A 20,375-nucleotide genomic window follows, 5' to 3' on the forward strand; every position below is an offset into this window, starting at 1 on the left:
GATAACGAGGATGACGAGTATTGAAGTATCAAAGTGACCGCGCAATGCACAAGGAGACATGTGACGCGCGGTCCGAATACCGGGGGAACAAAAATGACCAGCCTTTCAAGGACCGGGGCGCCGCGCATGAGCTTGGCGGCCATCCCTGCTGCAGTCTTGCTGTTTGCACTTTCACAAGGGGCCAACGCGCAGGCGCTCGCGGATCAATCGGTCGAGGACCGGCTGAACACGCTGATGCGCGTGGTCAACCAGCAGCAGAAGCAGATCAATTCGCTCGAGCAGCAGGTCACCACTCTCGAGATGTCGCAGCGCGGCCGGGGGATGCCGGGCGTCGGCGCACCGACCGACAGCGCCGCGGTGGCCGAACAGCCCGGTGCCGACGGGTTGCCGGTGCCGCTGCCGCCGCTCGCCCAGGTCAACCCCGGCGTGCCTGCGCCCGACTCCGGCACGGGTACCGCGACCGGCGTGCCGGTCACGCCGCCCGCCCCGGAAAACAACGCCAGCGGCGGCGGACTGCCGGCTGCCTCCGATGGCACCGGCGCGGTCGGCCAGACCCAGAAAGAAGCGCAGCCGGTGCGGACGCAATCGGAAGACGCCGTGGTGCAGAGCCAGCAGCACACGCCGCTGTTCGACCACAAGCTGACCTTCGACTGGGGTATCAGCGATACCTACTACGATCGCCGCCAGTTGCAACTGTCCGGCTTCCTCGCGCTCGATGCGATTTTCCTCGGCAACATCAACCTGGGCGAAACCAAGTCCCACCAGGTGATGGCGGACCTCGACACGCGCTATGGTGTCAGCGACCGGCTGAGCTTCGATATCGACGTGCCGTATATCTACCGGCACAGCAACTTCATCGTCGGCGGTGCGGGCGGAGCGGCCAGCACGCTGTCGGATGCGTCGGCGAATTCGAGCGATATCGGTGACGTCAACTTCGGGGTGTACTACGAATTCCTGAAGGAAACCAACAACCTGCCGGACCTGGTCGGCAGTCTGCGGGTCAAGACGCCGAGCGGCTCGTCGCCGTTCGGTATCAAGCTCCAGCAGGTCGATGCGGACAACACCAACCTCGTCGCACCCGACAAGCTACCTACCGGCACGGGCTTCTGGAACATCACGGCAGGCCTCTCGGCCTTGAAGACCTACGATCCGGTCGTGCTGTTCGGCAGCGTGTCGTACACCTACAACATCGCCCGCTCGTTCTCGGACATCTCGTCGGTCATCGGCCAGACCGAGCCGGCGACCGTCAAGCTCGGCGACGTCATCCAGTTCGGCGGCGGCGCCGCACTTGCCTTCTCCGACAAGGACTCGGCGAGCGTGTCCTACACCATGGCACTGGAGCCGGAGTCGCAGACCAAAGCGCCAGGCGGCACTTATTCGAAGGTACCGGGCAGCGAAACGACCGCCTCTGCCATCACCTTCGGATTGAATCACGTAGTGAACAAGCACCTGACGATCAACGGTTCGGTTTCGGTCGGGCTGACGCCTGATACACCGAACTTCGTGGTCGGCGTGCGTTTTCCCTACACCTTCTGACGTGCCAACGATACGAGGTTGATCGTGCGCGAATCACCCCATCTGACCAGTGTTACACCGCCCTCAGGCACGCATCTCTCCCTGGCGCGCCCGCAGGAATCGCCTGCGGTGCGTCCCAAGGAAGCTCGTACCGGCATGCCCCAGGAGGTGTCGGCGGCACGACCGCAGAACGCCTGCGCGGGACCGAACGAAGCACCGAAGCGCCCTCATGCGCAGACTGAACGCGCGCTGCTCTATGTCGCCCGCACGCCGGACGAAACGCTGACCGCTCATCTGAAGAGCCGCGGCTGGAACGTGCAGGTGGCGCGCTCGGCGCACGAGGCCGGACGCCTCATCAAGGCCGACGTGGTGTACGCCGGGATCGTCGATCTGGCGAGCTTTGCGCCGCGCGACCTGGCAGGCCTCGAGGCGGCATTGCGTCAACAACAGATCGGCTGGATCGCGCTGTCCAGTCCCGAGCGTCTCACCGATCCGGAAGCGCGCCGCCTGATCCGTCACTACTGTTTCGACTACGTGAAGACACCGGTTGCCAACGCAACGATCGATTACCTCGTCAGTCACGCATTCGGCATGGTGACGCTGTGCGATCCCGACGACATCGCCAGCGCTGCTCCCAGCGACGAAGACGAAATGGTCGGCACCTGCGAGGCGATGCAACACCTGTTTCGCACCATCCGCAAGGTCGCCAATACCGACGCGAGCGTGTTCATCTCGGGCGAATCGGGCACCGGCAAGGAGCTCACCGCGCTGGCGATCCACGAACGTTCGCGGCGCCGCAAGGCGCCCTTTATCGCCATCAACTGCGGCGCGATTCCGCACCATCTGCTGCAGTCCGAACTATTCGGCTATGAACGTGGCGCCTTTACCGGGGCCAACCAGCGCAAGATCGGCCGGGTCGAAGAAGCGGACGGCGGCACGCTGCTGCTGGACGAAATTGGCGACCTGCCGCTGGAAAGCCAGGCGAGCCTGCTGCGCTTCCTGCAGGAAGGCAAGATCGAGCGTCTGGGCGGCCGCGAATCGATTCCGATCGACGTGCGCATCATTTCGGCCACCCATGTGGACCTCGAAGGCGCGATGCGCGACGGGCGCTTCCGCGCCGACCTGTTCCACCGTCTGTGCGTGCTGCGGGTCGACGAACCGCCGCTGCGCGCCCGCGGCAAGGACATCGAGATCCTCGCGCATCACATCATGGGCAAGTTCAAGACCGACAGCGCGCGCAAGATCCGCGGTTTCGCGCCCTCGGCGATCGAAGCCATGTACAACTACAACTGGCCTGGCAACGTGCGCGAGATGATCAACCGCGTGCGCCGGGCTATCGTGATGGCGGAAAACAAGCTGATCACGGCTGAGGATCTCGATCTCGCCCACTACACCGCGCAGGAGACCTTGAGCCTCGCGCAGGCCCGCGAAGCGGCTGAGAAGCGCGCGATCGAAGCTGCGCTGCTGCGCCACCGGCATCGCCTGGGCGAGGCGGCGATCGATCTGGGCATCTCGCGGGTGACGCTGGCCCGCCTGATGAACGCGTACGGTCTGCGGGAAGCAATCGGCCCAGACGAGGAAGAATCCCTCGTCGAGCATGCCGAAGCCCACAAGTGACCGCGGGGGCGGCTTGCCGTGCCCCCGCACGCACCGATGTGGCCGGGCGGCGCCGGGCGTCAGGTAGAATCGGAGCGATTACGTTCCCGTGTTCACTCGATGACGACGCTGACCCTGATCGTCGCTCGCGCCCGCAACGGCGTGATCGGCCGCGACAACCAGTTACCCTGGCGCCTGCCGGAGGATCTTGCGTTCTTCAAGCGCACGACCATGGGCGCCCCCATCATCATGGGCCGCAAGACCCATGAGTCGATTGGCCGGCCGTTGCCGGGACGCCGCAATATCGTCGTCACCCGCGACGCCACGCGCCGCTTCAACGGCTGCGACACCGCCACCAACCTCGACGAGGCGCTCACGCTGGCAGCCCAGGATCAGGCGCCGGAAGCCTTCCTGATCGGCGGCGCCGAGCTCTATACAGAGGGCTTGCGGCACGCCGACAAGCTCATCATCACGGAAATCTCGATCGACTTCGACGGCGACGCTCACTTTGCGACGCTCGATCCGCAAGAATGGGAAGAAGTGGCACATGAAACGCATCGCGCCCACTCGCCCAACGAGTTCGACTATGCGTTCGTGACGTACCGGCGCAAGGACGCCGTCGCGGGCGCGGACGAAGCGTCGGCATAGGGCCATCTGTAGCGTAACGCGGCCTGCAGCGTGCGCCCGGCACAGATAGCCGTGCGGCGCACACAAACAAAAACGCCACGGGAACTGCTTTCCGTGGCGTTTCTGTTTCTATTGCTGTTGCCGGCTGGCGCGGCGGGCGCGCTGCCGCGCCGCGGGCCGCCGGAGCTTACTGTCCGGCAATCGTCATGCGCTCGATCAGCACCGAGCCAGTCCGCTTGGTGCCGCGCACCAGCGTGTCCGCGCCGATCGCGACGATATGGTGGAACATCTCCTGCAACGTGCTCGCCACCGTGATCTCTTCCACCGGGTACTGGATCTTGCCGTTCTCGACCCAGAAGCCCGACGCGCCGCGCGAATAGTCGCCTGTCACATAGTTGACCCCCTGCCCCATCAACTCGGTCAGGAGCAGGCCCGTGCCGAGTTTCTTCAGCATCGCCTCGAAATCGTCCTCCGGGCGCGTCTTCGAACTGAGCAGCGACAGGTTGTGCGAGCCGCCGGCGTTACCCGTGGTCTGCATGCCGAGCTTGCGGGCCGAGTAAGTGGACAGGAAGTAGCCCTCCACGACGCCGTCCTTCACCACCGAGCGCTGCTTCGTGCGTACGCCTTCTTCGTCGAACGGAGCACTGCCCATGGCGCGCGCCACGTGCGGATCTTCGACCACCTGCACGTGCGGCGCGAATACCGGCTTGCCCAGGCTGTCGACGAGGAACGAGGTCTTGCGGTACAGCGCACCGCCGCTCACTGCCTGCACGAACGCGCCCAGCAGGCCCGCCGCGAGCGGGGCCTCGAACAGCACCGGCACCTTGCGCGTATCGAGACCGCGCGCGCCGATGCGCGCCAGCGCCCGTTGCGCCGCGTAGCGGCCAATCGCTTCGGGCTCAGCGAGGTCTGCGGCGTTGCGCTGCGAGGTGTACCAGTCGTCGCGCTGCATATTGCGTCCGCTGCCGGCGATCGGCGCGCACGCCACGTAGTGACGCGAATACGGGTAGCCGGAGAGGAAGCCGCGCGAGGTGGCCAGCACGAATTGCGAGTGCTGCGCCGAGACGCTCGCGCCTTCCGAATTGCGGATCTGCGGATCGGTGGCGAACGCCGCGTCTTCAGAGCGGCGCGCGATCTCCACCGCTTCGTCGGCCGTGAGGTTCCACGGATGATACAGATCGAGGTCGCGCGGCGCGGTTTCCAGCAGCTCGGCCTCGGCGAGACCTGCGCAGTCGTCTTCCGCCGTGAAGCGCGCGATGTTGTAGGCGGCCGCGACCGTGTCCTTCAACGCCTGCGACGAAAAATCCGAGGTGCTCGCATTGCCGCGCTTGTTGCCGATAAAAACCGTGACGCCGACCATCTTGTCGCGGTTATGTTCGATCGTCTCGACCTCGCCACGCCGCACGGAGACGGACAGGCCGTCGCCTTCGGAGATTTCAGTCGCCGCGTCGGTACCGCCGAGCGACTTTGCGTGACGCAGGATGTCCGAGGCGATTTCCTTCAATTCATCCTGGGTATGCGGGAAAAAGCGCTGTCTGACGTCCATGTCTGCTGCCATATTCGTTGCCGTCCTTCGTTGCGTCCTGGTCGAGGCCGCAAGCGGCCCTCCGGTGTGTTCTCAAGTACGTCGCTACGTATCCCGCGATCATAGCAAGGTCCGCGCGGACGCACCTGGCATTCCACCTGGCATTGGCTGGGCCGGTGCGACAGGAAGGCCGCAAGACGGCTGGGTTGAGGGGCGCGGCACGCTACAATATGGGCTATGACACGCAAAACCCGCATTCAACCCATGGAACCCGCCGCCGACCCTGTCGTCGACGAAAACGGGTACGACCGTCCCAGTAAATCCCAGCTCAAGCGCGACATGCACGCGCTGCAGGAGTTGGGCGAGGCGCTGATCGCGCTGCCGAAAGATGCGCTCAAACGCATGCCGATGCCCGAAAAGCTCGACGACGCCGTGCGCGAAGCGCGCCGCATCACCGACCACGAAGGCAAGCGCCGCCAGGTCCAGTACGTGGGCCGCGTCATGCGCTCGCTGCTCGATGATGAAACCGCCGCGCTGCGCACCGCGCTCGATTCGTACAACGGCATCAACAAGGCCGAAACGGCGCGCATGCACTGGATCGAACGCACCCGCGAAAAGCTGCTTGCCGACGACGCCGCGCTGACCGAATTCATCCGCCAGCACCCGGCCGTCGACCCGCAGGAAGGCCGCACGCTGATCCGCAATGCCCGCAAGGAAGCGCAGCAGAGCAAGCCGCCGCGCTATTTCCGCGAGTTGTTCCAGTGGATCAAGCACGCGGACGGGCCAGCAGCCGCTCAGGACGGCGAGAACGACGCCCCGGAAGACGACGATGACGAAGATCGCGCGTAGCCATCCCGACGAAATCGTCATCGGGCTCGTGTCGGTCAGCGACCGGGCCAGCACCGGCGTCTATGAAGACAAGGGCATTCCGTCGCTGCAGGAATGGCTCGGCGCCGCGTTGAGTTCGCCGTGGCAGGCCGTGACCCGGCTGATTCAGGACGACGCGGCGACGATCTCCGCCACGCTCACCGAACTCGTCGACGAGGTGGGTTGCAATCTGGTGCTGACCACGGGCGGCACCGGGCCGTCACGGCGCGACGTCACGCCCGAGGCGACGCTGGCGGTCGCGACGAAGGAAATGCCGGGTTTTGGCGAGCAGATGCGGCAGATCAGCCTGAATTTCGTGCCGACGGCGATTTTGTCGCGTCAGGTGGCGGTGATCCGTGAGACGACTGATCATGCCGCGCTGATTGTGAATCTGCCGGGTCAGCCGAAATCGATCCGGCAAACGCTGGAAGGCTTGCGCGATGACACGGGCGCAGTGAAGGTACCGGGTATTTTTGCCGCGGTGCCTTATTGCGTGGACCTGATCGGCGGACCGTACGTGGAAACGAATGCCGCGATCGTGAAGGCCTTCCGGCCGAAGAACGCCATTCGCGCACCGCGCCAGGACTGAGGCGCGGACTTGCGCGGGGCGGCCCTCCGGCGGGGAGCACCTGTGACCGGAGAGCTCGCGCGGCGTGCCTACGCCTCGGTAACCGGCGCGCTTGCCGCCGGGATCAGGAAGTGCTCACGGTAGTACTTGAGTTCGTCGATCGACTCGTGAATGTCGGCCAGTGCCGTATGCATGGCGCGCTTCTGGAAACCCTTGTAGATGGCGGGCTGCCAGCGGCGGCACAGCTCCTTCAAGGTACTCACGTCGAGATTGCGGTAATGGAAGAAGCGCTCCAGATCCGGCATCCAGCGCGCCATGAAGCGGCGATCCTGGCAGATCGAATTGCCGCACATCGGCGACTTGCCGGGCGGCACGTATTGCCCGAGGAATTCGCGGATCTGCTCCGTGGCGTCCGCTTCGCTCACGCTCGAGGCGCGGACCCGGTCGATCAGCCCCGAACGGCCGTGGGTGTTCTGGTTCCACTGATCCATTTTGGCGAGCGTTTCGTTGCTCTGATGAATGGCAAGCACCGGCCCTTCGACCACTTTGTCGAGCGTGGAATTCGTCACGACGACGGCGATCTCGATGATGCGGTCGGTGTCGGGTTCGAGCCCGGTCATTTCCATGTCCAGCCAGATCAGGTTCATGTCGCTGCGCACGAGCGACGGCTGGTCAGCGGATTCGAGGATGTCAGTCATGAAGGGCAACCTTGGTGGAGAGCGCCACGCGTGCTGAACGACACGCGTTTTGGCGGTTGAAACGGTTCGTTTTGAGCGTGACCCCGCCAGCCGGCGGGAACAAACATATAATTCTCGCATAGATACCACGGATTCCCCGGATGCCTACTCTGTACTTCACCGTTCTGTTTGCGATCGCCGTCGTGGCTATGGTCTGCACCAAGCTCTGGCTCGCGTCGCGGCAAATCCGCTTCGTCGCGGCGCATCGCGAGCAGGTGCCAGGCCAGTTCGCGGCCACGATCGCACTGACCGCGCACCAGCGCGCTGCCGACTACACGGTCGAACGCACGCGTCTGACCATGGTGGAAATCGTCGTCAGCGCCGCCGTGCTGATCGGGCTCACGCTGCTGGGCGGCGTGCAAGTGCTGGATCTGGCTATCTCCGACTGGGTTGGGCGCGGCTACCTCGGCCAGATCGCGCTGATTGCAGCCGTGATCGCCATCACCAGCGTGATCGATCTGCCGTTCGACTATTACCGTCAGTTCGGCATCGAAGAGCGCTTCGGCTTTAACCGCATGAGCAAGGGTATTTTCTTCGCCGACCGCATCAAGGGCGCGCTGCTCGGCACGGCTTTCGGCCTGCCGCTGCTGTTCGTGGTGCTGTGGCTGATGAATCAGGCCGGCAGCCTGTGGTGGGTGTGGACGTGGGTCGTCTGGGTCGTGTTCCAGTTGCTGGTGCTGGTGCTGTATCCGTCGTTCATCGCGCCACTTTTCAACAAGTTCGAACCGCTCAAGGACGAGGCGCTGAAAAGCCGTATCGAAGCGCTCATGAAGCGCTGCGGCTTCGCGGCCAAGGGCCTCTTCGTGATGGACGGCAGCCGCCGTTCCGCACATGGCAATGCCTACTTCACGGGCTTCGGCGCTGCCAAGCGCATCGTGTTCTTCGACACGCTCCTCGCGCGTCTGTCGGGCAGCGAGATCGAAGCGGTACTCGCGCATGAACTCGGCCACTTCAAGCGCCGCCACGTGATCAAGCGGATGGTCGTCATTTTTGCCGTCAGCCTCGTGATGCTCGGACTGCTCGGCTGGCTCATGCAATGCGTGTGGTTCTATGAAGGGCTTGGCGTCCGGCCGTCTCTGCTAGGCGGCAATAGCGGACTCGCGCTCGTGCTGTTTTTTCTCGCGCTGCCGGTGTTCCTGTTCTTCGTGACGCCGCTTAGCAGTCTCAGTTCGCGCAAGCATGAATTCGAAGCCGACGCGTTTGCCGCCACCCAGACCGACGCGCAGGATCTCGTCAACGCCCTCGTCAAGCTGTACGAGGACAACGCGTCCACCCTCACGCCCGACCCGTTGTATACCGCGTTCTATTATTCGCACCCACCAGCGTCGCAGCGGATTGACCGCCTGATGCGGCACGCATGAGCGCCCGCTCCCCGAAAGCGCCGCGCGCCCTGTCCACGAAGCGCGTGGGCGGCATTGTGATTGCAGCCCACGGGCGCCACTACCTGGTCGCACCGGAAGACGGCGCCGCGATGCTGCAATGCTTTCCGCGCGGCAAGCGTAGTGAAGTGGCGGTCGGCGATCGCGTGATTTACGAGCCTACTTCGGCCGACCAGGGTGTGATTGTCGAGATTGGCGAGCGGCGCAACCTGCTCTACCGCTCGGACCAGTACAAATCGAAGCTCTTCGCGGCGAACCTCGACCAGTTGCTGATCGTGCTCGCCACCGAGCCGCATTTCAGCGAGGACCTGCTCGGCCGCGCTCTCGTGGCCGCCGAGGCGAACGAGCTGAAGCCGCTGATCGTCCTGAACAAGACCGACGTGGCCGTCGAATTGCCCGGCGCCCGCGCGAGACTCGCGCACTATCAGGCGCTCGGCTATACGGTGGTGGAACTGTCGATCAAGACCCAGCCCGAGGCGGCACGCGCCGCCCTCGGCGAACATCTGCGCGGTCATGCGACGCTGCTGCTCGGCCAGTCGGGAATGGGCAAGTCGACGCTGGTCAACCTCGTGGTGCCCAACGCCGAAGTGGCGACTCGCGAGATCTCTACGGCGTTGAATAGCGGCCGCCATACGACCACCTTCACGCGGTTGTACCCGCTGCCGGATGGCGGTGCGCTGATCGACTCGCCTGGCTTCCAGGAGTTCGGGCTGCATCACCTGACCGAAGGCAAGCTCGAACGCGCCTTTCCCGAGTTCAGACCACTGCTGCCGAATTGCCGCTTCTACAACTGCCATCATCTGCAGGAACCGGGGTGTGCCATTCTCGAAGCGGTTGCCGATGGACGGATCGCACCGGCGCGCCACGCGCTGTATGCACAACTCGTTCACGAGGCCAGCCAGATCGTACGTTGACTACGACGCGGGGTCCTGGCACCGCTCGCGACAAGCGGGTCGACCGCCTTGGCCGCCGCGAATTCGAGACCCACTCTACTCTCCACCCTCACTCACTCGCTACGGATTCCCCCTCATGATGAAACTGATGCGCGCGCCGAATCTGCTGATCGGACAGCATTGGATCAACGTGCTGGCGACAGCGGGGATTGAGTGTGAGTTGCACAACCGCTACCTGAACGGTGCGCTGGGAGAGATTCCGGCGGATCAGTGCGCGCCGGAACTGTGGCTCGTCGACGAACGCGACGAAGCGATCGCGCGCAAGCTGATCGATGTCGCTGCGCGCGGCCCGAGCGCGGGTTCGCCGTCATGGCAGTGTGCCGAGTGCGGCGAGACGCTGGAAGCGCAGTTTACGGTGTGCTGGCAGTGCGGGACGGCACGCAATCCGCTAGACGGTTGAAGCGCGCATCGGCCTGGCGCTTAAGCCAGCCACACGGCGATCGTCAGCATCAGCAGCAGGATCATCCACAGGATCACGGCGCGCCAAACCAGGCCCACAGCCGACTGCAGCGTGCGGGGCGTACAGTCGTCGCCGACCTGCAGCGGGCCGCCGTCGCCAGTTGCCAGCGCGTCGAGACTCGACGGCTCCGCGAGCGGTCCGCTCAGGCGCGCGCCCAACGCGCCGCTACCCGCAGCCAGTAACACGCCGTCGTTGGCGTCGGGCCATTGGCGCGCATGATTGCGCCAAGCATAAATGGCGTCCTCGAAATTTCCGACAATCGCAAAGCCTAGCGAGGTCAACCGCGCCGGGACCCAGTCGATCACAAAGAAGGCCCGCTGAGCAAAACTGGAAAACGCCACGGTGCGGTCGTCCGCCGGGCGCGACCAGGTGCGCGCCAGATACTCGGCGATCCGGTACAGCACGGCGCCGGCCGGTCCCACCGGCACGAGGAACCAGAAGAACACGCCGAACACATGGCGATGCGACGCGACCACCGCGTGGATCAGCGTATGACGGACGATCTCGCTGACCGGCATGTCGACCGTATCGAGTCCCGTCCATTCATTGAGGATTTCCCGCGCGCGCGGCACGTCGTCATTGTTCAACGCGAGGTGAATATCCGTGAAGTAGTGGCTGAACTGGCGAAAGCCGAGCGTGAAATAGACGATGACGACGTTCCACAGGAACGCCAGCACGAAGTTGATGTGATAGAGCGCGTAGTAAACGAGTGCCACAGCGAGCGTCCATGGCACCACCACCACCAGCCACGCGAGCAGGCCATGCTTGGGCTTGCCGGCATCGAACCCGTGCGCCGCCGACTCCGCATGATATTGAAGCAGCGCGGACACCGGATTGTTCGGCGACAGCGCGCGTATCTGTTCAACGATCAAAGCCAGCAATACGGAGAAAAATGTCATGCGGTGCGCCGTGCCATTCGGGTTTTTACGATTGTTTTATAACGATAGCACAGGGTCGGATGCCACTGAGCGCAGCTATAGTTGCAAGGCCGCGACACTCGGACCGGTTCGGGCCCGCTGGCGCCAGTCATGCGGCGAGAAAGCGATAGAAGTTGCGTAACATGCCCGCCGTTGCGCCCCAGATGAAGTAGTGTCCGGCCGCATCGCCGCGCGGATAAGGCATCGAAAAAAAGCGCCGCTCGCCACCCTCGCCGCGAAACACGCGCACCTCGTGGTGGGCCGGGTCCATTAAAAAGCGCAGCGGTACTTCGAAGACTTCGGCTACTTCGAGTGAGTCGGCCTCGACGGTAAATGGCGGATGCACCAGCCCTACTACCGGCGTGACGCGAAAACCCGTGCCCGTCAGATAGTCGGGCAACGAGCCGAGCACCTCGACGCGCTGAGGGTCCAGTCCGACCTCTTCCTGCGCCTCGCGCAGCGCGGTGGCCGTTGAGTTTGCATCGAAGGGCTCATGACGCCCGCCAGGAAAACTCACCTGACCCGCATGATCGTTAAGATGATCGGCACGCTGCGTGAGCAACACCGTGAGCCCCTCTTCACGTACCACGAGCGGCACGAGCACAGCCGCGACACGTGGATCGCCGAACTCTTTCCAACGCGCATCCACCGCTTCCGGCGTCCATGACAGAAGCTGCTCGAAGCGCGCGCGCAGGCTATCGGGTGTCAGACGTGCGGAGACAACCGGAGGTAACTCGTGGCCCGTCGATTCGACAGGCAAGGTTTCGGGTTCGAAGACAGGACGGATCAACGGGATCTCAGAGCGAGCTTGAATAGGACATAGCGCTATTTTGACCTAACAAAGAAAAAAGCACCCGCGAAGGGTGCTTTTTCTTACAGCTCTTACAGCTTTTACGCCTGGGAAGCAGAGCGGTCTTTCGAGACCAGCTTTTCCTTGATCCGAGCCGACTTGCCCGAACGGTCGCGCAGGTAGTACAGCTTTGCACGACGCACATCGCCACGACGCTTCACGACGATGCTTGCCAGCAGCGGCGAGTACGTCTGGAACGTACGCTCGACGCCTTCGCCCGACGAAATCTTGCGGACGATGAACGACGAATTCAGACCACGGTTACGCTTGGCGATCACGACGCCTTCGTAAGCCTGCACACGCTTACGCGTACCTTCAACCACGTTCACGCTGACAATCACCGTATCGCCGGGGGCGAATTCGGGGATGGTCTTCTCGCCGAGGGCGCGCGCGATTTCTTCCTGCTCGAGTTTTGCAATCAGATTCATCACTGACTCCTAATGCCATCTTGTCGACGTTCGTACCTGCCTCACAGAAAACTGCTTGGCTACGGCCCCGATAGAGGATGGGTTCACATCAGGCACCGTACACGCATGTGCGGCGCCGCCAATTCGCTAGTGACACCGGGGCATTACGCCTTCGATGCTTCCTTCGCGAGACTTGCGAGCCATGCCTCATCGGCACGACTCAACATCTTGTTCTGTCTGGCCTTTCCGATCAGGTCGGGCCGCTTGTTGAGCGTGTTGCGCAGCGCTTCGCGCCGGCGCCACAACTCGATCTCCGCGTGATGGCCGCCGAGCAGCACATCGGGTACACGCACGCCCTCGTATTCCTCGGGCCGCGTGTAATGCGGACAATCCAGCAACACGTCGACGAAACTGTCCTGCACCGCCGATTGCGAGTCGTTCAGCACACCGGGCAACTGACGCACCACCGCATCCATCAACGCCATGGCCGGTAATTCGCCGCCCGACAGGACGAAGTCGCCAAGACTGACTTCTTCGTCGACACACCGATCGATCAGGCGCTGGTCGATCGCTTCATAGCGACCGCACAACATGATCAGACCGGGTTCCGCCGCAAACGCCATCACCCGTTCGTGATTGAGTGTCGCACCTTGCGGGGACATCATCACGACGCGCGAACCTGTAATGCCTTGCTGCGCCTGCGCTTCTTTCGCCGCGCCGATCGCTTCTTCCAGCGGCCTGCCCAGCATCACCATGCCTGGGCCACCGCCATACGGGCGATCGTCGATAGTACGGTAGTTGTCCGTTGTGAAATCGCGCGGATTCCACGTACGCAAACCGTAGCGCTCCTGCTTCGACGCGCGACTGGTGATACCCCAGTCGGTCAGCGCACGAAACATCTCAGGAAAGAGCGTGACGACATCGAACTGCATCGCTCCCTCCAGTCATCGAGCTCGTTTAATAGTCGGCTTCCCAATCGACGACAATCTGCTTCGCCTTCTGGTCCACCGTTTTGACGTAGACACCGACGAACGGGATCAACCGCTCGCCAGTCACCGGCTTGCCGTCTTTACCGGTTGCCGGGTATTCGATGCGCAACACCGAATGCGCACCGTTGTCGATCATGTCGGCCACCTTGCCGAGGGCGACCCCGGTCAGGTTCACGACATCCAGGCCGAGCAGGTCGACCCAGTAAAATTCGTCGGCTTCCAGTGCCGGGAAATCGCTGCGGCAGATGGACACTCGCGTGCCACGCAGCGCAAGCGCCGCGTCGCGGTCAGCCGTGCCGCCCAGATGGGCGACAATGCTGTCGCTGTGGATCTTTGCCTGCAACGCCGGCACCGAAGTGCGCTCCTGGCCTTTCATCAGCCACCAGCGCTTCGCGCTCAGTAACGCGTCGCCACCACGCCCGGCGTCCGCATGCGCGGCCACCTTGACCCAGCCTTTAAGACCGTAGGCATCAACGATCGCGCCCACTTCAACCGCGTCGTCCGGCCAGCTTTCAGCCGTTTCGATACGCGTGGCTGCAGCGCTCGAATCGACCACCGCATCGGACTTAACCTTGGCCTCGGCGCGCTCGACCGGCTTACGGACGAATGAACCGAACGGCGCCTCGCCTGATGCCCGAGCACGCGGGGCCGCCTTGGCGCGACCTGAACTTCCCGAATCACGCCCAGACATGAAAACACCTCAAGGCTAAGCTTGCTGCTACCTTCAACGCCTGCTGCTTCAGTAAACCGCGCAGCAAAACTCGCGCATCGGACACCTCGCGCAAGCTGCGCGAGCCGCCAGCGATGCACATGCTAGCTACCATTAAGCAGCCGGCTGCGCCTTTTGCGCTTCCTTCACGAGACGCTCGACTGTCGGCGACAGTTGTGCGCCAACGCCTTGCCAGTACGTCAGGCGGTCTTGAGCGATACGCAGCGACTCACCCTTCGTAGCGACCGGGTTGTAGAAACCAACGCGCTCGATGAAGCGGCCGTCACGACGGTTACGCGAATCGGTTGCGACGATGTTGTAGAACGGGCGCTTCTTGGAGCCGCCACGAGCCAAGCGGATGATGACCATACTAGAATCCTTGAAAACCGGGGTTCGGAACCACTGAAACAGGCGATTATAGCGGGAAACCGAAGCCATAACAAACACTTACCGGGATAATCTGACATTCGCGGTTGCGCCGGTCATACAGTCCAGCCGGCCGACGCGTATCAGATCGCCCGAATAAGCGGATGGAAGGCCCGTGATGGCGGCCGTGGGGCGTAGAATGCGCCTCGGTCCGCGCACGGTTGCGCGCCACTCCTTGCGCTCGCCAGATACCGAACTCTCGCCCTCATGTCCACCCGCGTTTCGAACTCCCCACGCTTCAGGTCCAAGACGATTACCGCGGCGCTCGCCTTTTGCTTTGGCAGCCTCGGCGCGCATCGCTTCTATCTATATGGACGCCGTGACGTGTACGGCTGGCTCCATCTGATCTGCACCCTAGCCGGCATTCCAGGCGTTTTGCTGCTGATCGCCAGCGAGCGCACCTCCACGCCTGGTTGGCTGATGGCGGTTCCGGGCGCCATCTCCCTGTTTGCCGCCTTCCTCGCGGCGATCGTCTACGGCCTGCGTCCCGATCAAAAATGGGACGCGCAGTTCAACCCTCAGAACCAGCAACAAAGCCGCTCCGGGTGGGCCGTGATTTTCGTGGTGATTTTTTCGCTGTTCATCGGCGCGATGCTACTCATGACCGCCTTGGCCGTATCGTTCCAGACCTATTTTGAATCGCAGGTTCAGACCGCAAAAACGCTGTCTCAATAGCGCACGGCGCCGCCGCGCGGACACAGATCACGCCTAGAACAGATTCATTTGCGGGTCGTCGCGCGCGGGTTCGAGCGGCGCCCCGCGTATGAACTGCGACATATCGAGGATGCCGTGCCGGCGCTCGTTCAAACCCAGCCGACGCGCAGCCTGGCGAAAACGCTGCCTCAGCAGATCAGCCCACAAGCCCTCGCCCTTCATGCGGGTCGAAAAATTGGCGTCATAGTCTTTGCCGCCGCGCATGTCGCGCACGCGGCTCATTACCCGCTCCGCACGATCCGGAAAATGCGCCGCGAGCCAGCCCTTGAAGAGCGGCGCAACTTCCCACGGCAAGCGCAGCACGATATAGCTCGCGCTGCTCGCCCCCGCTTCTGCACATGCTTCCAGGACCCGCTCCATATCCGGCTCGGTGACGAATGGAACCACCGGCGCGATACTGACCCCAACCGGGATGCCGGCTTCGCTCAGCGTGCGAATCGCGCGCAGCCTGCGCGACGGCGTCGCGGCGCGAGGTTCGAGCGTGCGGGCGATGTCAGCATCCAGCGTAGTAATGGTGATGGCCGCCATGAATTGCCCGCGCGCCGCCATGGGCGCCAGCAGATCCAGATCGCGTTCGATCAACGACGATTTCGTAATAGCCGCGAACGGATGACCGCGCGCACTCAGCACCTCGATGATTCGCCGCGTGAGGCGTAGCTCGCGCTCGACGGGCTGCCAGGCATCCGTATTGACGCCCAACGCAATCGGCTCGGGCACGTACGACTTTTTCGATAGTTCGCGCTCCAGCAGTTCCGGCGCGTTGACCTTGGCATAGATGCGACTCTCGAAATCGAGCCCCGGCGACAAACCCAGATAACTATGCGTGGGTCGCGCGAAACAGTAGATACAGCCGTGCTCGCACCCGCGATACGGATTGAGCGACACGCTAAACGGAATATCCGGCGACGCATTGCGGGTCAGAATGGTTTTCGCCTGCTCGTTGAAGACTTGCGTGCGTAGGGCGGGCGATTCGCCCTCTTCCTCCTCGTGCAGCGCCCAGCCGTCGTCCACCACTTCGCGTTGGTCCACCTCATAGCGACCCTGCAGGTTCGTCACGGCGCCGCGCCCCTTGCGCGGGCGGGGTGGGGCAATCGGATATTCGGGGACGGAATCGGTCACAGTGAGGTCCAACGAAAACGAGCAGAACAAACGAGAAGACTCAAAACAATACTGTATAAATATACAGTATTTAAGCCGTTTGTCGAGTCCTGTCTCTCGCCCTATTCGCGCCGCTCGCTGGACTTATTCGCTGACTGCAATCATCAAGGTTTCCTTGATTTCTTCCATCACTACATAGCTCTTCGACTGCACCGCGCCCGGCAGTTGCAGCAGGATGTCGCCGAGCAGTTTCCGGTAATCGGCCATCTCGCCGATGCGCGCCTTGATCAGATAGTCGAAATCGCCCGAGACCAGATGGCATTCGAGCACCTCGGGAATCTTCTGCACCTCGCGGCGGAACTGGTCGAACATGTTGCCGCTCTTGTGGTCCAGCGTAATCTCGACGAACACCAGCAGCGCCGCCCCCAACTCCGCCGGATTCACCCGCGCGTGATAGCCGGTGATGACGCCATCGCGCTCCATCCGCTTGACCCGTTCGATACACGGCGTGACCGACAGCCCGACCTGCTCCGCGAGGTCTTTCATGGCCATCCGGCCGTCCTGTTGCAGCAGCTTGAGGATCTTGCGATCGAGCTTGTCGAGCGCGCGAATCGGTTGACGCTGTGTTCGCATGGTCTTTTTACTGAAAATCAGAAAAATACAATAACAAAACCTACCTGACTCTAAATAGTATAGCGGTTAACACTGGGCTGAAAGCGTTTCACCTCGTTAATCGAACGATCCACCAACGAGCTGAACCATTCACGGACGCGCAAGCCCCAAAGAACCTTCTGGAGCAGCTATGCGAATCGTCGTTTTGGGTAGTGGTGTCGTCGGGGTGACAAGCGCTTATTACCTCGCACGCGCGGGTCACGAAGTAACCGTGATCGACCGTGAAGCCGGTCCTGCGCTCGAAACGAGCTTTGCCAACGCCGGCCAGATTTCGCCGGGCTACGCGTCGCCGTGGGCGGCACCGGGCGTGCCCCTGAAGGCCGTCAAATGGATGTTCCAGAAACACGCGCCGCTCGCCATCCGGCTCGACGGCACGCCATTCCAGTTGCAGTGGATGTGGCAGATGCTGCAAAACTGCACGTCCGCGCGTTACGCGGTGAACAAGGGCCGCATGGTGCGCCTCGCCGAATACAGCCGCGATTGCATGCAGGCACTGCGCGCCGACACCGGCATCCAGTACGAAGGCCGCACCGGCGGCACGTTGCAGGTGTTCCGCACGCAACAGCAATTCGACGGCGCGGCAAAAGACATCGCCGTGCTGAAAGACGCCAACGTGCCTTATGAATTGCTGACGTCGGACGAACTGGCGCGCGCCGAACCCGCGCTCGCCGCGACCGCGCACAAATTGACCGGCGGCCTGCGCCTGCCGGGCGATGAAACCGGCGATTGCCAGCTCTTCACCACGCGCCTCGCGGCCATGGCCGAGGAACTGGGCGTGGCGTTCCGCTACAACACGCCCATCGACGCGCTCACGATGGCTGGCGGCCGCATCTCCGGCGTGCAATGCGGCAGCGAACTGATCCGCGCGGATTCATTCGTCGTGGCGCTCGGTTCGTATTCGACCAGGTTCCTCGCGGACGTCGTCAAGATTCCGGTCTACCCGCTGAAGGGCTATTCGATCACGGCGCCTATCGTCAACGCGGCTGCCGCGCCGGTGTCGACCGTGCTCGATGAAACCTACAAGATTGCGATCACGCGTTTCGATGACCGCATCCGCGTCGGCGGCATGGCGGAGATCGTCGGCTTCGACAAGTCGCTGCGCGAAGCGCGCCGCGAAACGCTTGAAATGTGCGTGAACGATCTGTTCCCCGGCGGCGGCGACACGGCCAAGGCCAGCTTCTGGACCGGTCTGCGTCCGATGACGCCGGACGGCACGCCGATCGTCGGCCGCACGCCTGTCTCCAACCTGTTCCTCAACACGGGGCACGGCACGCTCGGCTGGACGATGTCGTGCGGCTCGGGCCAACTGATCGCGGACCTGATGTCGGGCAAGCAGCCCGCCATCCAGTCGGATGACCTCTCGGTGCATCGCTATCTGGGCGAAACCGGCGGCACGACGCGTCCTGCGTACGCCTGAGCAGTATCAGCGGTCGTGGCCGGCGCTTTGACGCCGCGCCCGAGTCCAGCAAAAAACGGCACCTCTGAACTGCAGGTGCCGTTTTTCTTTTGCAGGTCGCTGATAGACGGGGCAGCGCCGCAATCGGCGCGAAGCAGCGTCAGAACTGATCTTCTGACAACGCCAGCACGCCTTCATCGCCCTTCGCGCTGACGATCGCCGCTTCCAGCGCCGACGCCTGCGGCAGCACGTGCTCCGCGTAGAACTGCGCGGTGGCGATCTTCGCGCCGTAGAACGACGGATCCTCGGCGCGCTTATCCTGCGCCACCAGCAATGCACGCGCCATCTGCCAGCCGCCGAGCACGATGCCCGCGAGCTTCAGATACGGCACGCTGCCCGCAAACACCGCATTCGGATCGCGCTTCGTATTGGCGACGACGAACTCCACCGCCGCGGCCAATGCACGATGTCCCTGCTGGAGTTGCTGCCGCATCGATTTGCAAGCCGCACTTTGTTGCGAGCCGAGCGCCTCGACCGTCTGCGCGATACCGTCGAGCAGCGACTTCGCCACCGCGCCGCCATCGCGCAAGGTCTTGCGTCCGATCAGGTCGTTCGCCTGGATCGCCGTCGTGCCTTCGTAGATGGGCAGAATGCGCGCGTCGCGATAGTACTGGGCCGCCCCCGTTTCCTCGATGAAACCCATGCCGCCGTGCACCTGTACGCCGAGGCTCGTCACATCGACCGAGAGTTCCGTGCTCCAGCCCTTCACGATCGGCACGAGGAACTCGTAGATTGCCTGATGTTCGTTGCGTTTGGCTTCGTCAGGGTGACGATGCGCGATATCGCAATGCGCCGCGGCCACATAAGCGAGCGCGCGCGAACTTTCGGTCAAGGCACGCATGGTCGCGAGCATGCGGCGCACGTCCGGGTGATGAATGATCGAAACCGGTTGCTTTGCAGAACCATCGACCGGGCGGCTTTGCACGCGGTCTTTCGCATACGCAACCGCTTTCTGGTAGGCCCGATCCGAGATGCCCACCCCTTGCATGCCCACGGCGAAGCGCGCCGCGTTCATCATGATGAACATGTACTCGAGACCGCGGTTTTCCTCACCGATCAGATGCCCGATCGCGCCGCCGTGATCGCCAAATTGCAGCACCGCCGTCGGGCTCGCCTTGATGCCGAGCTTGTGTTCGATCGACACGCAATGCACATCGTTGCGCTCACCCAGCGACCCGTCTTCATTGACGAGGAACTTCGGCACGATGAACAGCGAAATGCCTTTCACGCCTTCCGGCGCGCCCGGCGTGCGTGCCAGCACGAGATGGGCGATATTTTTCGCCATATCGTGCTCGCCCCACGTGATGAAAATCTTGGTGCCGAACAGCTTGAATGAACCGTCGCCCTGGGGCTCGGCGCGCGTGCGCACGAGCGCGAGATCGGAGCCGGCCTGCGGCTCGGTGAGGTTCATCGTGCCGGTCCACTCGCCGGAAATCAGCCTGGGCACGTAGGTCTGTTTCTGCGCTTCGGTGCCGGCCGTCAGCAGCGCTTCGATCGCGCCATCGGTCAGCAACGGGCACAGTGCGAACGACAGGTTCGACGCATTGAGCATTTCAACACACGGCGTCGCGATCAGCTTCGGCAATCCCTGACCTTCGTAGTCCAAAGGATGCTGCACGCCCTGCCAGCCGCCTTCGGAGAATTGCCTGAACGCGTCGGCAAAACCCGGCGTCGCCGTGACCTTGCCGTCTTTCCAGCTACTCGGATTGCGATCGCCTTCGACGTTCAACGGCGCCAGCACCTCGCCGCAGAGTTTGGCCGACTCTTCGAGTACGGCCTGCGCCGTGTCGAGATTGGCATCCTCGAAGCCAGGCAGCGTCGCGATCTCATCGAGTGCGGCCAGTTCTTTCATCACGAACAGCATGTCCTTGACGGGCGCCGTGTAGCTCATTTCAGTCTCCTCCTGTCTG

General features: G+C 63.0%; 21 protein-coding genes. 10 read left to right on the forward strand and 11 right to left on the reverse strand.

Features of this window, described 5'->3' with window-relative positions; genetic code table 11:
* The first annotated feature begins 126 nt into the window (after positions 1 to 126).
* The 3 genes from P3T43_RS15155 to P3T43_RS15165 all read left to right on the forward strand — a co-directional run bounded on the left by P3T43_RS15155 (position 127) and on the right by P3T43_RS15165 (position 3,759).
* The gene (locus P3T43_RS15155; protein ID WP_429281842.1) at positions 127 to 1,536 is read left to right on the forward strand and encodes a hypothetical protein; all 1,410 of its coding nucleotides are present in this window, start codon (positions 127 to 129) and stop codon (positions 1,534 to 1,536) included.
* Positions 1,537 to 1,560: 24 nt separating this feature from the next.
* A complete protein-coding gene (locus P3T43_RS15160; protein ID WP_429281843.1) occupies positions 1,561 to 3,132 on the forward strand; it encodes a sigma 54-interacting transcriptional regulator in 1,572 nt (523 codons plus the stop codon).
* Between the two features lie 99 nt (positions 3,133 to 3,231).
* A complete protein-coding gene (locus P3T43_RS15165) occupies positions 3,232 to 3,759 on the forward strand; it encodes a dihydrofolate reductase (protein ID WP_429281844.1) in 528 nt (175 codons plus the stop codon).
* 166 nt (positions 3,760 to 3,925) lie between these two features.
* Here P3T43_RS15165 and pmbA read toward each other — a convergent pair whose 3' ends face one another.
* Positions 3,926 to 5,296 (reverse strand): metalloprotease PmbA, encoded by a 1,371-nt coding sequence (gene pmbA, locus P3T43_RS15170; protein WP_429281845.1) that lies wholly within the window; start codon positions 5,294 to 5,296, stop codon positions 3,926 to 3,928.
* A gap of 204 nt (positions 5,297 to 5,500) precedes the next feature.
* On the opposite strand from pmbA, the gene yjgA reads away from it, so the two are divergent.
* The gene (gene yjgA, locus P3T43_RS15175) at positions 5,501 to 6,112 is read left to right on the forward strand and encodes a ribosome biogenesis factor YjgA (RefSeq protein WP_429281846.1); all 612 of its coding nucleotides are present in this window, start codon (positions 5,501 to 5,503) and stop codon (positions 6,110 to 6,112) included.
* Positions 6,093 to 6,719, forward strand: coding sequence for a molybdopterin adenylyltransferase (gene mog / locus P3T43_RS15180; RefSeq protein ID WP_429281847.1), 627 nt, complete (start codon positions 6,093 to 6,095; stop codon positions 6,717 to 6,719). The genes yjgA and mog overlap by 20 nt, the downstream gene beginning before the upstream one ends.
* A 68-nt stretch (positions 6,720 to 6,787) precedes the next feature.
* Here mog and orn read toward each other — a convergent pair whose 3' ends face one another.
* On the reverse strand, positions 6,788 to 7,396 hold the full coding sequence (orn, locus tag P3T43_RS15185) for an oligoribonuclease (protein WP_429281848.1): 609 nt from the start codon (positions 7,394 to 7,396) through the stop codon (positions 6,788 to 6,790).
* A gap of 140 nt (positions 7,397 to 7,536) precedes the next feature.
* On the opposite strand from orn, the gene P3T43_RS15190 reads away from it, so the two are divergent.
* The 3 genes from P3T43_RS15190 (at position 7,537) to P3T43_RS15200 (ending at position 10,167) form a co-directional block, all read left to right on the forward strand.
* Complete coding sequence (locus tag P3T43_RS15190) at positions 7,537 to 8,796, forward strand: M48 family metallopeptidase (protein WP_429281849.1); 1,260 nt, start codon at positions 7,537 to 7,539, stop codon at positions 8,794 to 8,796.
* Entirely contained in the window at positions 8,793 to 9,728 is a 936-nt protein-coding gene (gene rsgA / locus P3T43_RS15195; RefSeq protein WP_429281850.1) for a ribosome small subunit-dependent GTPase A, read from the forward strand. The genes P3T43_RS15190 and rsgA overlap by 4 nt, the downstream gene beginning before the upstream one ends.
* A gap of 118 nt (positions 9,729 to 9,846) precedes the next feature.
* A complete protein-coding gene (locus P3T43_RS15200; protein ID WP_429281937.1) occupies positions 9,847 to 10,167 on the forward strand; it encodes a putative signal transducing protein in 321 nt (106 codons plus the stop codon).
* Positions 10,168 to 10,187: 20 nt separating this feature from the next.
* On the opposite strand, the gene P3T43_RS15205 is transcribed toward P3T43_RS15200, so the two are convergent.
* From P3T43_RS15205 to rpsP, 6 genes are all read right to left on the reverse strand, one after another.
* On the reverse strand, positions 10,188 to 11,126 hold the full coding sequence (locus P3T43_RS15205; protein ID WP_429281851.1) for a CobD/CbiB family protein: 939 nt from the start codon (positions 11,124 to 11,126) through the stop codon (positions 10,188 to 10,190).
* A 127-nt stretch (positions 11,127 to 11,253) separates the two neighbouring features.
* Positions 11,254 to 11,934 carry a CoA pyrophosphatase gene (locus P3T43_RS15210; protein ID WP_429281852.1) on the reverse strand — a complete coding sequence of 227 codons (681 nt, stop codon included), beginning with the start codon at positions 11,932 to 11,934 and terminating at the stop codon, positions 11,254 to 11,256.
* A gap of 101 nt (positions 11,935 to 12,035) precedes the next feature.
* Positions 12,036 to 12,422 carry a 50S ribosomal protein L19 gene (gene rplS / locus P3T43_RS15215; protein ID WP_429281853.1) on the reverse strand — a complete coding sequence of 129 codons (387 nt, stop codon included), beginning with the start codon at positions 12,420 to 12,422 and terminating at the stop codon, positions 12,036 to 12,038.
* Between the two features lie 143 nt (positions 12,423 to 12,565).
* Entirely contained in the window at positions 12,566 to 13,333 is a 768-nt protein-coding gene (gene trmD, locus P3T43_RS15220; RefSeq protein ID WP_429281854.1) for a tRNA (guanosine(37)-N1)-methyltransferase TrmD, read from the reverse strand.
* A 25-nt stretch (positions 13,334 to 13,358) separates the two neighbouring features.
* Positions 13,359 to 14,081 (reverse strand): ribosome maturation factor RimM, encoded by a 723-nt coding sequence (gene rimM / locus P3T43_RS15225; protein WP_429281855.1) that lies wholly within the window; start codon positions 14,079 to 14,081, stop codon positions 13,359 to 13,361.
* Between the two features lie 132 nt (positions 14,082 to 14,213).
* Positions 14,214 to 14,468 (reverse strand): 30S ribosomal protein S16, encoded by a 255-nt coding sequence (rpsP, locus tag P3T43_RS15230; protein WP_006050280.1) that lies wholly within the window; start codon positions 14,466 to 14,468, stop codon positions 14,214 to 14,216.
* A 264-nt stretch (positions 14,469 to 14,732) separates the two neighbouring features.
* On the opposite strand from rpsP, the gene P3T43_RS15235 reads away from it, so the two are divergent.
* Positions 14,733 to 15,200 (forward strand): NINE protein, encoded by a 468-nt coding sequence (locus P3T43_RS15235; RefSeq protein ID WP_429281856.1) that lies wholly within the window; start codon positions 14,733 to 14,735, stop codon positions 15,198 to 15,200.
* 33 nt (positions 15,201 to 15,233) lie between these two features.
* On the opposite strand, the gene P3T43_RS15240 is transcribed toward P3T43_RS15235, so the two are convergent.
* Both P3T43_RS15240 and P3T43_RS15245 read right to left on the reverse strand, forming a co-directional pair.
* A complete protein-coding gene (locus tag P3T43_RS15240; protein ID WP_429281857.1) occupies positions 15,234 to 16,358 on the reverse strand; it encodes a PA0069 family radical SAM protein in 1,125 nt (374 codons plus the stop codon).
* Between the two features lie 123 nt (positions 16,359 to 16,481).
* Positions 16,482 to 16,970 (reverse strand): Lrp/AsnC ligand binding domain-containing protein, encoded by a 489-nt coding sequence (locus P3T43_RS15245; protein WP_429281858.1) that lies wholly within the window; start codon positions 16,968 to 16,970, stop codon positions 16,482 to 16,484.
* Positions 16,971 to 17,139: 169 nt separating this feature from the next.
* Between P3T43_RS15245 and P3T43_RS15250 the strand changes: the two genes are divergently transcribed.
* Positions 17,140 to 18,426, forward strand: a complete 1,287-nt coding sequence (locus tag P3T43_RS15250; protein ID WP_429281859.1) for a D-amino acid dehydrogenase — start codon at positions 17,140 to 17,142, stop codon at positions 18,424 to 18,426.
* Between the two features lie 139 nt (positions 18,427 to 18,565).
* On the opposite strand, the gene P3T43_RS15255 is transcribed toward P3T43_RS15250, so the two are convergent.
* Positions 18,566 to 20,356, reverse strand: coding sequence for an acyl-CoA dehydrogenase (locus P3T43_RS15255; protein WP_429281860.1), 1,791 nt, complete (start codon positions 20,354 to 20,356; stop codon positions 18,566 to 18,568).
* Positions 20,357 to 20,375: the final 19 nt, after the last annotated feature.

The sequence above is a fragment of the Paraburkholderia sp. GAS41 genome (assembly GCF_050436545.1).
Taxonomy (GTDB): Bacteria; Pseudomonadota; Gammaproteobacteria; order Burkholderiales; family Burkholderiaceae; genus Paraburkholderia.

Excerpts from the sequence above, each read along its gene's own strand:
- P3T43_RS15155 (WP_429281842.1), top strand. The coding sequence starts at position 127 with ATGAGCTTGGCGGCCATCCCTGCTGCAGTCTTGCTGTTTGCACTTTCA.
- P3T43_RS15165 (WP_429281844.1), top strand. The coding sequence starts at position 3,232 with ATGACGACGCTGACCCTGATCGTCGCTCGCGCCCGCAACGGCGTGATC.
- pmbA (WP_429281845.1), bottom strand. The coding sequence starts at position 5,296 with ATGGCAGCAGACATGGACGTCAGACAGCGCTTTTTCCCGCATACCCAG.
- yjgA (WP_429281846.1), top strand. The coding sequence starts at position 5,501 with ATGACACGCAAAACCCGCATTCAACCCATGGAACCCGCCGCCGACCCT.
- mog (WP_429281847.1), top strand. The coding sequence starts at position 6,093 with ATGACGAAGATCGCGCGTAGCCATCCCGACGAAATCGTCATCGGGCTC.
- orn (WP_429281848.1), bottom strand. The coding sequence starts at position 7,396 with ATGACTGACATCCTCGAATCCGCTGACCAGCCGTCGCTCGTGCGCAGC.
- P3T43_RS15190 (WP_429281849.1), top strand. The coding sequence starts at position 7,537 with ATGCCTACTCTGTACTTCACCGTTCTGTTTGCGATCGCCGTCGTGGCT.
- rsgA (WP_429281850.1), top strand. The coding sequence starts at position 8,793 with ATGAGCGCCCGCTCCCCGAAAGCGCCGCGCGCCCTGTCCACGAAGCGC.
- P3T43_RS15200 (WP_429281937.1), top strand. The coding sequence starts at position 9,847 with ATGAAACTGATGCGCGCGCCGAATCTGCTGATCGGACAGCATTGGATC.
- P3T43_RS15205 (WP_429281851.1), bottom strand. The coding sequence starts at position 11,126 with ATGACATTTTTCTCCGTATTGCTGGCTTTGATCGTTGAACAGATACGC.
- rplS (WP_429281853.1), bottom strand. The coding sequence starts at position 12,422 with ATGAATCTGATTGCAAAACTCGAGCAGGAAGAAATCGCGCGCGCCCTC.
- trmD (WP_429281854.1), bottom strand. The coding sequence starts at position 13,333 with ATGCAGTTCGATGTCGTCACGCTCTTTCCTGAGATGTTTCGTGCGCTG.
- rimM (WP_429281855.1), bottom strand. The coding sequence starts at position 14,081 with ATGTCTGGGCGTGATTCGGGAAGTTCAGGTCGCGCCAAGGCGGCCCCG.
- rpsP (WP_006050280.1), bottom strand. The coding sequence starts at position 14,468 with ATGGTCATCATCCGCTTGGCTCGTGGCGGCTCCAAGAAGCGCCCGTTC.
- P3T43_RS15235 (WP_429281856.1), top strand. The coding sequence starts at position 14,733 with ATGTCCACCCGCGTTTCGAACTCCCCACGCTTCAGGTCCAAGACGATT.
- P3T43_RS15245 (WP_429281858.1), bottom strand. The coding sequence starts at position 16,970 with ATGCGAACACAGCGTCAACCGATTCGCGCGCTCGACAAGCTCGATCGC.
- P3T43_RS15250 (WP_429281859.1), top strand. The coding sequence starts at position 17,140 with ATGCGAATCGTCGTTTTGGGTAGTGGTGTCGTCGGGGTGACAAGCGCT.
- P3T43_RS15255 (WP_429281860.1), bottom strand. The coding sequence starts at position 20,356 with ATGAGCTACACGGCGCCCGTCAAGGACATGCTGTTCGTGATGAAAGAA.